General features: G+C 67.8%; 13 protein-coding genes and 1 pseudogene. 5 read left to right on the top strand and 9 right to left on the bottom strand.

Going from position 1 to position 13,302, the window contains the following annotated elements; genetic code table 11:
• Window positions 1-371: 371 nt before the first annotated feature.
• The 4 genes from FV234_RS26800 to FV234_RS23030 form a co-directional block, all read right to left on the bottom strand.
• Entirely contained in the window at window positions 372-680 is a 309-nt protein-coding gene (locus FV234_RS26800) for a hypothetical protein (RefSeq protein ID WP_246686286.1), read from the bottom strand.
• 184 nt (window positions 681-864) lie between these two features.
• The gene (locus tag FV234_RS23020) at window positions 865-1,737 is read right to left on the bottom strand and encodes a DUF4747 family protein (protein WP_147831906.1); all 873 of its coding nucleotides are present in this window, start codon (window positions 1,735-1,737) and stop codon (window positions 865-867) included.
• 158 nt (window positions 1,738-1,895) lie between these two features.
• A complete protein-coding gene (locus tag FV234_RS23025; protein WP_147764165.1) occupies window positions 1,896-3,806 on the bottom strand; it encodes an ABC transporter ATP-binding protein/permease in 1,911 nt (636 codons plus the stop codon).
• A gap of 143 nt (window positions 3,807-3,949) precedes the next feature.
• On the bottom strand, window positions 3,950-5,503 hold the full coding sequence (locus FV234_RS23030; protein ID WP_147764164.1) for a LysM peptidoglycan-binding domain-containing protein: 1,554 nt from the start codon (window positions 5,501-5,503) through the stop codon (window positions 3,950-3,952).
• Window positions 5,504-5,771: 268 nt separating this feature from the next.
• On the opposite strand from FV234_RS23030, the gene FV234_RS23035 reads away from it, so the two are divergent.
• Complete coding sequence (locus FV234_RS23035) at window positions 5,772-6,374, top strand: TIGR00730 family Rossman fold protein (RefSeq protein ID WP_147754739.1); 603 nt, start codon at window positions 5,772-5,774, stop codon at window positions 6,372-6,374.
• Between the two features lie 916 nt (window positions 6,375-7,290).
• Window positions 7,291-7,719, top strand: a complete 429-nt coding sequence (locus FV234_RS26810; RefSeq protein ID WP_238272911.1) for a hypothetical protein — start codon at window positions 7,291-7,293, stop codon at window positions 7,717-7,719.
• Between the two features lie 214 nt (window positions 7,720-7,933).
• Here FV234_RS26810 and FV234_RS27125 read toward each other — a convergent pair whose 3' ends face one another.
• The 4 genes from FV234_RS27125 to cysS form a co-directional block, all read right to left on the bottom strand.
• Window positions 7,934-8,137, bottom strand: a complete 204-nt coding sequence (locus FV234_RS27125) for a diguanylate cyclase (RefSeq protein WP_147764181.1) — start codon at window positions 8,135-8,137, stop codon at window positions 7,934-7,936.
• On the bottom strand, window positions 8,053-8,490 hold the full coding sequence (locus FV234_RS23055; RefSeq protein ID WP_147764162.1) for a hypothetical protein: 438 nt from the start codon (window positions 8,488-8,490) through the stop codon (window positions 8,053-8,055). The genes FV234_RS27125 and FV234_RS23055 overlap by 85 nt, the downstream gene beginning before the upstream one ends.
• Window positions 8,490-8,699, bottom strand: coding sequence for a hypothetical protein (locus FV234_RS23060; RefSeq protein WP_147764161.1), 210 nt, complete (start codon window positions 8,697-8,699; stop codon window positions 8,490-8,492). Before FV234_RS23060 ends, FV234_RS23055 begins: the two co-directional genes overlap by 1 nt.
• A gap of 371 nt (window positions 8,700-9,070) precedes the next feature.
• Entirely contained in the window at window positions 9,071-10,447 is a 1,377-nt protein-coding gene (cysS, locus tag FV234_RS23065) for a cysteine--tRNA ligase (protein ID WP_147764160.1), read from the bottom strand.
• A 377-nt stretch (window positions 10,448-10,824) separates the two neighbouring features.
• On the opposite strand from cysS, the gene FV234_RS23070 reads away from it, so the two are divergent.
• On the top strand, window positions 10,825-11,175 hold the full coding sequence (locus FV234_RS23070; RefSeq protein ID WP_147754539.1) for a hypothetical protein: 351 nt from the start codon (window positions 10,825-10,827) through the stop codon (window positions 11,173-11,175).
• A 63-nt stretch (window positions 11,176-11,238) separates the two neighbouring features.
• Here the strand turns inward: FV234_RS23070 and FV234_RS23075 are convergent, their stop codons facing one another.
• Complete coding sequence (locus FV234_RS23075; RefSeq protein ID WP_147815790.1) at window positions 11,239-11,766, bottom strand: CreA family protein; 528 nt, start codon at window positions 11,764-11,766, stop codon at window positions 11,239-11,241.
• Between the two features lie 172 nt (window positions 11,767-11,938).
• On the opposite strand from FV234_RS23075, the gene FV234_RS23080 reads away from it, so the two are divergent.
• Together FV234_RS23080 and FV234_RS23085 are read left to right on the top strand one after the other, a co-directional pair.
• The gene (locus FV234_RS23080) at window positions 11,939-13,009 is read left to right on the top strand and encodes a DUF2865 domain-containing protein (RefSeq protein ID WP_147765371.1); all 1,071 of its coding nucleotides are present in this window, start codon (window positions 11,939-11,941) and stop codon (window positions 13,007-13,009) included.
• A 74-nt stretch (window positions 13,010-13,083) separates the two neighbouring features.
• A pseudogene (locus tag FV234_RS23085) lies at window positions 13,084-13,302 on the top strand (hypothetical protein); the annotation flags it as partial.

A 13,302-nucleotide genomic window follows, 5' to 3' on the forward strand; every position in this document is an offset into this window, starting at 1 on the left:
CGCGTTTAGCCGGTTCCCCGGCGTCCCGCGGTGCCGGGCCCGGAACGCGGGCGTCGGCGCCGATTTGGCGTCGCGGCTGGTTCGATCGTAGCCACACAACGCGGGGCAGGAGGCCAAAGCCTCGAACAGCCGCCACGCTGCCGACCGCCCCGTCGATCACCGGGCCGGCTCCTGACGGCGGCACCGGGACGAAACGCAGCCCCGGCGCCGTGCAGCGCGTGATAGGGTTATAGGCATGTTATAGGACTTTTGTCAAGATCAATTTCTAATCTGTATTTTGTCGATTTCGAAAAATTAGCTCAGAGATATCAAAATCAGATTTATTTCTGAAGGTCGCCATTATATGCAATTGTTACTGGGTTATTTATAATTCACTCCGCGTCATTTTTTCCAATCGACGCCGCAGTATTTACAATTCGTGCAGTATTAAATAATTGAGCCGCGGTGGCAGGCGCAACTAGCAACGCGTAACACATAGCCCAATATCCCAAAAAGTTGAATCCTACCCAGGCATAGGCTTGACAGAAAATTCCCATAAAAATCGCAAGCGTTTGAACTAATACAAAATGGTAAAATGAGGCGACAATTTTGACGAAATATGATTGTTTCTTACCTTCTTCGCTCAGATAAGTAAAAATTTTTGAGCCAGCGAATGCGAGCATAATTGCCATCCCACCCATCGAAAACCCGAGCAGGTTTGGTAAGATACTAGTAGGCATGGATGCCCAGACTCGATTACCATCGTTATCTAGCTTGATCCAAACCGGATAGGTTACAACTGTGAACGCAAACGCTAGCCATAAATAAATTGATTTTAAAAACTCAGACCATCCTCCATAAGCCTCCCAGTATAACTTTATTGGCTTAAGTGCTGGGAAATGGAGCCAACCAGTCGCGGGCGACGCCGATCGCTGTATCCACCGTGGTAGACTGAGAGTCGATCCGAGCAGTCTGCTTTTGGGGGTACTGCTTGGTCGAAATGGAAATCTTTTCCTCTCCATCCCTACCTTCTCCCCTTGAGTAGCCATGCCGTAGTGAGGCTTCGCCCTGAGCTTTTATTTGATCATCGGCCTTCAAGCCTTTGTGTGCACTTGAGGCGGTATAGACTGTGAGTTGGCGACTTGCTCTTATTTTTTCAAGCCGCTCGATTATTGCATCAGCGTCTTCAGTGTTGTCGTCAGAATTTGGCACGCTCACAAGTATCTCAAGTTTTCTAAGATTTTTTATGGCATATATTTTCTCTAACGCTGAAGAATCGACTAGTAGGTCCACCTCAACGTAGGCTGGCTTAGTGAGTTCGAAACGAAGAGCGCCAAGAGTTTTTTCATCGAAAAGTGCCCTAAACAAACGCTCAGCGCTGGAAGGGGCAAGAGTACGCCCCTCATCATTCCGAGATTCAAAAACCAGAATATGATCTTTTTCACGAAAGACGTAATTAAATCTTTGCCAGTGGAAACCAGTATTCGCCGGAATACTAATCTTAGCTTTTTGCTCTTCGTCCGGCTTTTGCATCAACAAGGTATCAATGATCCGCTCATTCGGATCAATTTCAGTCCAGGAATATACACTTCCCCAGAATACGCCATTTGATGACGCAGAAGGTTTGGTTATAGCTGCTGTCTTTTCACCAAAATAATTGATCCGACGTCCTGCGACACGCTCAAAAAGCTCTCTGTAGATCCCCTTTACGTGGGGATGAGCGCTAACATTGAGTGCGTGGTACTCCAAAATCGCCATCGCGACCTCCCTAATAAGGAAAGTCGTACTACGCCCCGTTGAATAGATGCAACGAGATTTCCTATCGCTTAGAGAGTTTTCTACACCCTAATGGAAATTTTGCCAGTGCCGGAGTTGAGAGGCATCTACCAGCCAAGACGATACCTCGGCTCAGCACTTTATTCCGCCACCATTACCTTCCCCCGAACCCCACGCACCTCAACCCGCACCCGCTCCGCCTCCTCCTCAGCCCGGCGCAACGCCGCCCGCGCGGCATCCGCCTCGCGCTGCCGGTTCCAGAGCGCGGCGTAGACCCCGTCCTGGTCGAGCAGCGCGGCGTGGGTGCCGCGCTCGACGATGACGCCCTTGTCGAGGACCAGGATCTGGTCGGCGTCGACCACCGTCGAGAGGCGGTGGGCGATGACGAGGGTGGTGCGGCCGCGGGCGATGCGGTCCAGGGCGTCCTGGATCTGCGATTCGGTGAAGCTGTCGAGGGCCGAGGTGGCCTCGTCGAGGACGAGGATCGGCGGCCCCTTCAGGATGGTGCGGGCGATGGCGACGCGCTGCTTCTCGCCGCCCGACAGTTTTAGGCCGCGCTCGCCGACGGGGGTGTCGTAGCCCTCCGGCAGGGATTCGATGAAGCGGTCGATCTGGGCGAGGCGCGCGGCCTCCCGCACCTCGGCCTCGGTCGCCTCCCAGCGGCCGTAGCGGATGTTGTAGCCGATCGTGTCGTTGAACAGCACCGTGTCCTGCGGCACCATCCCGATCGCCGCGCGTAAAGAGTCCTGGCGGATGGCGGCGATGTCCTGCCCGTCGATGGTGATGCGGCCGGCTTGCGGCTCGTAGAACCGGAACAGAAGGCGCGAGAGCGTCGACTTGCCGGCGCCCGAGGGGCCGACGATCGCCACCGTCTTGCCCGACGGCACCGCGAAGGAGACGCCGCGCAGGATCGGCCGGTCCGGGTTGTAGGCGAAGTGCACGTCCTCGAAGCGCACCTCGGCCGGGCCGGGGACGAGGGCCGGCGCGTTCGGACGGTCCGCGATCTCCGGGTTGCGGTGGAGGATGCGGAACATGTCGTCGATGTCGATGAGCGCCTGTTTGATCTCGCGGTAGATCATGCCCATGAAGTTCAGCGGCATCGAGAGCTGGACCAGCATGGTGTTGGCGAGCACGAACCCGCCGATGGTGGTGCGCCCGGCCAGGATGTCGCGGGCGGCGAGCCACATCACCGCGGTCATGCCGAGGGTGAAGATCAGCGCCTGGCCGGCGTTGAGCACGGCCAGCGACACGTAGGTCTGCGTCGAGGCCTTTTCGTACTTCGCCATCGCGCCGTCGAAGCGCTGGGTCTCGCGGGTCTCCGCGCCGAAATACTTCACGGTCTCGTAGTTCAGCAGCGAGTCGACCGACTTGCTGTTGGCGTCGGTGTCGGACTCGTTCATGCGGCGGCGGATCGCGATCCGCCACTCGGTCGCCTTGTAGGTGAAGCCGAGATAGGCCGCGACCATCACGAACACGACGGCCGAGTAGGTCCAGTCGAACTCGTAGGCCAGCACGCCGAGCACCAGCGCGAACTCGACGATGGTCGGCACCAGCGTCAGAACCATCAGGCGCGACAGCTCCTCGATGCCCGAGCGCCCGCGCTCCAGCACCCGCGTCAGCCCGCCGGTCTTGCGCTCGAGGTGGAAGCGCAAGCTGAGCTGGTGCATGTGCTGGAAGGTCTTCAGCGCCAGGCGCCGCACCGCGTGCATCGCCACCTTGGCGAACAGCCCGTCGCGCGCCTGCGTCAGCCCCGCCATCAGGATGCGCGAGGCGCCGTAGATCGCGATCAACGCCATCGGCGCCGCGAAGATACCGGTGGGGAGCGTGCCCTCCTTGCCGCCGACCGCGGCCACCAGCGCGTCGGTGATCCACTTGAAGGTGAAGGGCGTGACCATCGTCACGAGCTTGGCCACCAGCAGCAGCCCGAACGCCAGGAAGACCCGCCGCTGCAGGTCCGGCCGGCCGTAGGGCCACAGGTAGGGCCACAGCCGGCGATAGGTGGCGACGAGGCCCGGGCGCGCTTCGGGCGCCGGCTCGGGGGTGGGTGTCATGCGAAAGGGTCCGGGAGGTGCGTCGCCCGCCATATAGACACGCCGCCCACCCGGCACACCCGCCGCGACCGCGGGGCGGCGCGGCGTGGATGGATCGCGCCCTTCCCTCCCCCTCTCTGGGGAAGGGGAAGCGCGGCGGACCGTCAGCCGTTCTTGCCGGCCTTGTCCTTACCCTCGCCCGGCAGCACGAAGATCTGGCCGGGGTAGATCAGGTCCGGGTTGCGGATCTGCTGCTGGTTGGCGTCGTAGATCACCGTGTAGCGGTCGCCGGCGCCGTAGGTGCGGCGGCTGATCTGCCACAGGCTGTCGCCGCGGATGATCTTGGCCGTGTTCACTTCGGCGACGAACACGCCCGCCGCGGCGTCGGGCCGTGGCGGCTCGATCGCGGCGGGCGTCCGCGCGACGGCTCCCGGCGCGGGCGGCTGGGCCGGCGCCGCCGGGCGCGCTACTGTCGGCGCCTCGGGCGCAGCGGAGCGCGCGGCCGAAGCCGCCGACGGGGCAGCCGGCGTGGTGGAGACGCGGGCCTCGGCGTGCGTTTCAGGCGCCGGCTTGGCGGGCGCGGAGCCGACGGGCGCGGGCTTGTCCGGCGCAGGTCTGGTCGGCGCGGCGTTCGCGGCGACGCGGGCCGGTTCCGGCACCGAGAACGGCACCTCGGCGCGGCCGCGCACCTTGCCCGAGACCGCGTCGACCTGGTCGACCCGCACCATGTAGTCGCCCGGCTTCACGCCGCGGCCGATCGTGAAGGTGACCTTGCCGTCGGCCCCGACGCTGGCCGGCGCGATCAGCGTGTCGTTGAGGTAGAGCCGCACCGTCGCCCCGGGCGAGGCCTGGCTGGTGACGAACAGCCGCCCGCCCTCCTGCGCGTCCACGCTGACGATCTTGACGGGGGCGTTCGTCGCGGATGTGTCCGGCGTCGTCTTCGCGGCCGTCGCCGCCTTGCCCGGCGCCGCGCCGCTTCCGGCGCCGTCCTTGCCGGACGAGACTTTGCCGGGTGCGACTTGGCCCGGCACCGCCTGGCCCGGCACCGCCTTGCCCGCCACGTCCTTACTCGCGACGCCCTTGCTCGCGACATCCTTACCCGGCGACGCCTGACCCGGCCCGGCCGGCGACCCTTGCGCGGTCGGCGCGTCGGGCTGCGACAGCACCACCGTCGGCTTGTCCGGCGCGATCAGCGCCACCAGCGGCTTCTCGGTGCGCGAGGGCGAGACCGCCACCGCGACGCTGTCCGCCGAGCGGGTCTCGCGGCCCTCGGCCGTGGTCGAGCGCAGCACGATCTCGCTGTTGCCCGCGGGCAGGGCCGGCGGCACGATCGCGAACTGCCCGTTGGGGTCGGCCAGCGCCTTGGCCACCGCCTTGCCGTCGACCAGGAGCTCCACGACGGTGTCCGGCGCGCCGCGTCCGGCCACCACCGACTCGCCGTTGGGCTCGACGCGGACGATATCGAACTTGAGCGCGGCCGGGGCGTCGGCCCGGGGGGCCGGCTCGGCCGCGGGCGCCGCCGCGCCGGGCTTGTCCTCGCCGTTGCCCATGCCGGCATCCGGCGCCAGGGCGCCCACCGCGCCGGGCGCCGGGTCGGTGCCGGCCAGGCGCGCGGGCTTCCACGCGTCGAGCCCGCCGAACAGGGCCGCCACCAGCCCGAGCCCGATGAACAGGCCCAGGACCGCCAGAAACACGCCGCGCCGCAACTCCGCCGTCATGGCGCTCCATCCCCCGTCGACACCGTGCCCGGCCGCCGGGACTTTCGAGACCCGTTTTCGCGAAAAACCGTCGACTGTCCCGCCCATCTTACCGTACATGTCCGGGAGACCAAGCCGCCGCGCCGACGCGCCGACGAATTCCCGTCGCGATCAGCAGTTTGGCACCGATTTCGCCCCTGCCCGCGGGCGGTCTGCCGATCAGAGGCCCGGACCGGCGGCTCATGACGATGACCCTTGATACATGACGACCTTGGATGAAGGAGGCCGGATGGCGCCGGTGAAGACGGTCTGTGTCTATTGCGGCTCCGGCTTCGGCGGGGACCCGGCGTTCCGGCAGGCGGCGGAGACGCTCGGCGCCGCGCTCGCGGCCGCCGGGCTCGACCTCGTCTACGGCGGCGGCGACGTCGGCCTGATGGGCACGGTCGCCCGCGCGGTGCTGGCCGGGGGCGGGCGCGTCACCGGCATCATCCCCGACTTCCTGAAGTCGCGCGAGCACATGCTCGACGCCATCCAGGAGACGATCGTGGTCGGCGACATGCACACCCGCAAGCGCCTGATGTTCGAGCGCTCGGACGCCTTCGTGGCGCTCCCCGGCGGCATCGGCACCCTGGAGGAGCTGGTGGAGCAACTCACCTGGGCGCAGCTCGGCCGGCACCGCAAGCCGATCCTGCTCGTCGAGGTGAACGGGTTCTGGAAGCCGCTGCTCACCCTGTTCGACCACATGCGCGCCCACGGCTTCATCCGCGAGGGGCTCGACCTCAACTACGTCGTCGCCGAGGGCGCCGACGCGGTGGTGCCGACGCTCCAGTCCGAGAGCCGCCGCCTCGGCGACGACCCGGCCGCCGAGCGCTTCGTGACCGAGCGGCTTTGAGGAGCTAAGGGTATCGGCACTGGCCCTTCCCTCCCTCCTCTGCCGGCAGGGCGATCGCAGATGGCGACTTGCTCGTCGAACACCCACTGGCAGCACCACATCCTCCCGGGGCCGCGCGGCGGAGCCCGGGATCCGGACACGCTAGTCGAGCCGGACTTCCCAGCGTCGGCGGTTCTGGATTCCGGGCTCGCCTTCGGCGCCCCGGAATGACGGTGCGGTGCCATCTGTGATGACGTTCCTCCGCGGAAGAGGGGCGGTCGTCTGAGAACTCGGCGGCTTAGGAAGCCGAACCAAGCACGGGTTCCCCCTCTCCCCGTGGGCGAGGAGAGGCCCGACTGCACCTCGTCGTGCAGGCGGGAAGCTGAGGCGAAACCGAAGCGAGGGTGAGGGGGTGCGGACGGAGGAGCCTCTTCCGTTCGCGCCCCCTCAACGTCGGCTGCCGCCCCGCTTTGCCGACGACGAGGTCGGCAAAGCCCTCGCCCCGCGCGCGGGGCGAGGGGATGCGCGCGAAGCGGACCGCCAGACGCGGGGATGTGTGAAGCGTGTCGCTCTCAGCGAAGGGCGTGACCCCTCTGGATCCGGCACGCCCCTCATCCCGACCTTCTCCCCTGGGAGAAGGAGCCGCAATGCGCATCGCATGCCGTGCCCGGCGTCTCCGTGTCGAAATATTGAATTCAAATGGGATGGCGCTGCGTCAGTGATCGGCGCGTCAAACCTTCCCCGGACGCGACCTGATCGGACGTTCGCCAATCAAAATTCTGTGTTCGTGCCGCTGATTCGCAATGCCGACAACAACCAGAAATGAAGACGACCTAACCCGGCCTGGTTTTTGCTACATTCGGCGGCGACCAAGACGCGGAGCAGCCATGACCCTCCCGGGGATCGATCGAGGCCGGCGTACCCGCGGAGGCGCGCGATGAACGCGGCGGCACGACCGGCGACGCTTGCCAATTCCGCCACACCCCCGGCGGCGCGATCCGAGCGGTTCGGCCTCGCCTACCGCCTCGGCCTGCCGATCGTGCTCTGGGTGCTGTTCGCCAACGGCGCCACGCATTACCGCGACCGGCACATCGTACCCGCGATCGGCCTGCGCGAGGTGGTGGAGGCCGAGGTGGCGAGCCGGCTATGCCCGGGCCTGCGCCTCGACGACGCAAGCTTCCGGCGCTTCTCCCAGGACCACGGCATCAACCATTCCGACCTCTACCAGAAGCGCTCGGTCTGGCTGCGCAAGGACGCGGACGCGCTGGAGCGCGACCTGCGCGCCGACCCGGAGGGCGGCTGCCGGCACATGCTCGACCTCTACGGCCGCGACGGCCCCGCGCCGCACCTTCTGGCGGTCCGCTGATCCCGGTTCGGCGGCGCCGTCAGGCCGCCGGTCGAGGGTCATCTCCGCGGCCCCATGCAGGATGCAGCGGCCCTTGCCGGAGGTCTTGGCGGCGTAGAGCGCCTGGTCGGCGCGCAGCATCATCTCCGCGAGTCCCATTTCGTTCGAGGCGTCCTCGTTCCGCACGACGCCGACGCCGACCTGCGCCAGAACGCCCTCGCCGATGCGGTAGGGCTCAGCGATCGCCGCGACGATTCCGGCGCCGAGCCGGTGCGCTTCCCGCTCGTCCAGCGATCCGGCGAGCAGCAGGAACTCGTCGCCCCCGAGGCGGCAGGCCGTGGCGCCGGGGCCGGCCTACCTCGCGCAGCAGGGCGTCGCCGGCCGCGTGCCCGAGGCGGTCGTTGACCTGCTTGAAGCCGTCGAGGTCGAGGTAGAACAGGTTCGCTCGGCGCCGGTCGCCTGCAGCGCCTCGAACGCCTCCTCCAGGCCGCGGCGGTTGACGAGTCCGGTGAGGGGGTCGGTGATCGAGCGGCCGTGGCTCTCCGGCTCACCGAGGATCGCCTGCACGGTCACCGCCGGGTGATGGCGCAGGATGCCCAGGTTCATCAGGATGAAGGCGGTGGTCTGCACCGCGATCAGCGGCAGGAACGCGACATGCGCTGCCAGGAACGTGGCCTTGTCGCTCATGTCGACGATCAGGATCTGCGCCATCGCATAGCGCGGAGCCGCGAAATTCCGGCCGACGATCCCGCTGATCGCCCCGAGGCCCGACGCGAGCACGACGATCGACATCACCGTGTCGTCGGACGCGACGGCGAGGCGATGGTGGCGCCCTGCAGGCAGGTCCAGAGCAGGCCGGTGGCGAAGACCGGCCCGGACGGCGCGCCGACTCGCCGCAACAGCACAGGGCGGAGGGCCAGCAACAGCAGGTCGAGGAACGCGATGACCGCGAAGACCGCGAAGACCGCCTGGTCCGACCGTAAATACGCGACACCGGCCACCGCGATGGTGTTGACGGCGCCGACGACGAGGGGGTCCTTGGACGTGAAGAACCCGGCGCGTAGGCGCTGCTCGACCGTGTCCGGCAGATCGGAACCGATCTCGGCGAGCTAACGCAGGACGCGATTTCGAGGCGCAGGGTACATCGTCGTGGCCTGGTTCGGGTGCTGAGAAGACCGCACCCGGCAACACTAGGACCAGACAGTGGAGATTCTATTCAGTCGGATCGGACGTTCGTCTCGTTCGCCGACGAAACTCCAGGGACTTTCACTACCCGATAATACAACTCAAAGTCTTTATTACAAGATGCTGACGACGTCTTCGACAGGATGGATCACGCCATCGCGTCGCTGGAGCCGGCCGGGGTGCGGGCCTAGACCACGCTCCAGGTCGTGCCGTCCTTGCCGTCCTTCACCGCGACGCCCATCGCCGCCAGCGCGTCGCGGGCGCGGTCCGAGGCGGCCCAGTCCTTGGCGGCCCGCGCCGCGGCGCGATCCGCGATCAGCGCCTCGATCGCCGCCACGTCGAGGCCGGAGGCCGCGACGGTGGCCTGGTCGCGCTCCGAGCGGGTCCGGTCGAGGAGGCCGAGCAGGTTCGCCCCGGCCCGGAGTTGCGCGGGGTCGTCGAGGCGGTGGATCTCGGCGAGCGCCGCGGCGGTGTTGAGGTCGTCGAGCAGCGGCTCGAGCACCGAATCCGGTGCCTCGGCGGCGGGGGCGGCGTCGCCGACGGCGCCGTACCAGCGGTCGAGCATCCGCCGCGCCTCCTCGAGGCCGCGCAGCGTCCAGTCGATCGGCTGGCGGTAGTGCGACTTCAGCATGGCCAGCCGCACGACCTCGCCGGGCCAATCGTTCAGCACCGCGCGCAGGGTGACGAAGTTGCCGGCCGACTTCGACATCTTCTCCCCCTCCACCTGGAGGAAGCCGTTGTGCAGCCAGGTGTTGGCCATCACCGGCGTGGAAAAGCAGCAGCGGGACTGCGCCACCTCGTTCTCGTGGTGGGGGAAGATCAGGTCGATGCCGCCGGCATGGATGTCGAAGGTCTGACCGAGGTGGCGCGCCGACATCGCCGAGCACTCGATGTGCCAGCCCGGGCGCCCGGGCGCGGCGATGCCCGACGGCGAGGGCCAGGACGGCTCGCCCGGCTTCGAGGGCTTCCACAGCACGAAATCCAGCGGCGAGCGCTTGTAGGGCGCGACCTCGACCCGGGCGCCGGCCTCCATCTCGTCCAGCGGCCGCTTCGAGAGCGCGCCGTAATCGGGCATCGAGGGCACGTCGAACAGCACGTGGTCGGCCGCCACGTAGGCGTGGCCGGCGACGACCAGCCCCTCGATCATCGCCACCATCTCCACGATGTGATCGGTGGCGCGCGGCTCGATCATCCGCGGGCGCCCCCCGGCGACGTTGACCGCGTCGGGCATCAGCACGCCGAGGTCGGAGAGGTCCGCGTGGAAGGCGGCGAGCGTCCCGTCGGTGAGTTCGCGGATGGTGATGCCGCGCTCGGCCGCGCGCGCGTTGATCTTGTCGTCCACGTCGGTGACGTTGCGGGCGTAGGTGACGTGGGCCTCGCCGTAGAGCCGGCGCAGCAGCCGGAACAGCAGGTCGAAGACGATGATCGGGCGCGCGTTGCCGATATGGGCCGCGTCGTAGACCGTCGGGCCGCAGGCATACATCCGCACGTGGCTCGGATCGATCGGCGCGAACGGCGCCTTGGCTCCGGTCAGCGTGTTGTAGAGCCGCAACATCGGCGCCATGAAACGTCCCTCGTCCTTCGCGGCCGCGATCCCGGCGGCGCGGCCTGCGCCCGGTGCCGGGCCGGCGAAAACTCTCGTTTGCCGTCAACGCCCTGGGCACGGCGCGCCGCCCCCGCCCGCGGGACCGGGCGCGACCCGCCCCGCCGCATTGCCGCCGGCTTCGCGCCGGGCCGTGTTGCGGATCGGCGACGGTCCGGCGGACCGGATCGGGCTACCCGAAATCCGTCAAGAATTCGAGACCGGCGCGATCGGCCCAGCGGACGAAACGCGGTCGACGCCGGAAAGCCTTTGTTTACCCCGCCGTCGGATTTTGGCGCTCGCTCACGATCCGCACGCAAGACTTCGAACCAGGGCCACCCCTGAACAAGGACGTATCCATGCGACGCTCGGCTGCCGGACTCGGCGCACTCGCTGCCGCTGCCCTCCTCGTCACCCTCGCGCAGGGCGCCTTCGCCGCGGGCGACGGCGAGACCCCGGCCGCCAAGGCGGCGCCCCATGTCGAGAAGACCTTCCTGATCCCGTCGAGCGACGGCTACGGCGTCGGCGAGTGCCTGACGAGCCCCGGCAGCGAGTGCGGCCAGGTCGTCGCCAACGCCTGGTGCGAGGCGCAGGGCTACGCCACCGCCAACGCCTACGGGATCGCGGCGGCCGAGGAATACACCGGCGCCATCGACCTCCCCGTGACGAAGCCGGCCGAGCGCCCGATCCGCATCACCTGCCAGGATTGAGGGCTTTCGGGATTTGGGCCGAGCCTTTCCCTCCCCCGTAAAGAGGGAGGGACAGCGCGGCGCTCAGCCCTTCAGGAACGCGCCGCATTTCGGCGGCGGCTCGGTGCCCCAGGGCATCAGGGGCACGCTCGAGGTGGAGTTCTTGGGCGAACCCTGGATCACCCGGTCGGAATAGACCATGTAGATCAGCGTGTTGCGCTTCACGTCGCAGCCGCGCACGATCTGCATCGACTTGAACACCAGCGAGCGGCGCTCGCTGAACACCACCTCGCCCTGGCCGAACTTGCCCGAGAACTGCACCGGCCCGACCTGGCGGCAGGCGAGCGAGATGTCGGACACGTCCTCGGCGAGGCCGAGCGTGCCCTTGATGCCGCCCTTCTCCGGCTGGGTGTACCAGCAGGCCACCCCGCTCACGAGCGGGTCGTCGACGCCGTAGACTACGAGCTTGTCGTTGGGCGTGAGCGGGCGCCAGACCGTCGACTTGTCGAAGATCCGGTCGGGCTCCTGCGCCGCGGCGGCCCCCGCGAGGCCGACCAGCGCCGACAGGAGCAGCGCGGCCCGCGCGCCGCGTGTGAGACCCCGAAGCAACATCGTTCACCATTCCCCCGCTTGTGTCGTCGCGGGCATGTAGGAGGGCTGTCGCCGATGCGCGAGGGCGTTTAAAAAAGTTAAGCCCGCCGGGGCTTCGTTTCCCGGCGCCGACCTTCACGACGCGGCGAACCGTTCACCCACCGCCCTGCGCCGAACCCCCGATCGTTCAGCCATGCCGTCGACGCGCCTTCGATTCCGCCCGCTCCGCCGCCCGCTCGCGATCCTCGCGCTGTGGCTCGGCGCGACCGTGGCCGCGCACGCCCAGGACCAGATCCAAACCCCGGTTCCGGCCGCGGAAAATTCCGCCCCGGCGCCGAGCCGCCTGCCGAGCGCGGCCTGCCTGCGCTACCGCTCCGAGTTGGCGAGCCTGAGCAACGGCGCCAGCACGGTGCGCGCGCTGCAGAGCGAGATCGGCCGGCTCGAGGCCTATCACCGCTCCTTGAATTGCGAGGGCGGCACCTTCCTGTTCTTCGACACGCGGCCCCCGCAATGCGGCGCCGTCGAGCAGCGCATCCGCGCGCTCAACGCCACCTATGGCGGCGCGGCGATCGACGACACCGGCGCCCGACGCCGCCAGCTCCAGGGGCTGGTGGCCTCGTCCTGCGCCGACTCCGCACGCGTCGACCCGGCGACCGGCGAGACCCATGCCCGCGGCGGCGCGCAGGTGATCTGCGTGCGGACCTGCGACGGCGCCTACTTTCCGATGCGCAACCTGCCCGAGGGCCGCACCGGCGCCGACGAGATGTGCCAGGCGCTCTGCCCCGGAACGGAGGCTGCGGCCTACTCGATGCCCTACGGCGACGACGCCCTGAAGTCGGCGGCGACCGTGAAGGGCAGCAAGGCCTACGTGTCGCTCGCCAACGCCTTCAAGTTCCGCAAGGCCTTCGTGCCGAACTGCTCGTGCAAGCCCGCCGACAAGACCTGGGCGCAGTCGCTGACCAAGGCCGAGAGCATGCTGGTGCGGCACAAGGGCGACATCTTCGTCACCCCGATGCAGGCCGAGGCGCTCTCGCGCCCGAGCCCGAAGGTCCGCCTCACCCTCGTCGGCCGCGCCGACCGGACCGCGGCGGTGCTGGCCGCCGACGCCGCCGAGCGCTCGGGCCTGCCGGTCGAGGTGGCGGGCAAGCCGGCGCCCGACCTGTCCGCCGAGCCGTCCGCCACCGGCACCGCCGAGCGCACGGTGCGGATCATCGCCCTCGACCGGATCGGGCCGGCCAAGGCGTCCTCGGCGAATCCCCCCTGAGCGGCGCCGCGCCGGAACCATCCCGGCGCTCGTGGGTTCGATTGGGCTTTCCACGATCCTTCGAGGCCGACCGAATGCGGACACTCCGCCTGCTGCTCCTGACCGGCACGATGCTGCCCGGGCTCGTCCTCGCTGCACCCGCCTTCGCCCGCGAGGACGGCGCCTCCGGCACGATCCTCCTGGCGCAGGGCGGCCCCGACGAGCGCGGACCGCGCGGCGGTGAAGGCCCGGGCGGACGCGGCGGCGAAGGGCGTGGCGGCGAAGGTCGTGGCGGCGGGCGCGAAGGCCCGGCC

This window comes from Methylobacterium sp. WL8, assembly GCF_008040045.1.
Lineage (GTDB): Bacteria > Pseudomonadota > Alphaproteobacteria > Rhizobiales > Beijerinckiaceae > Methylobacterium > Methylobacterium cerastii.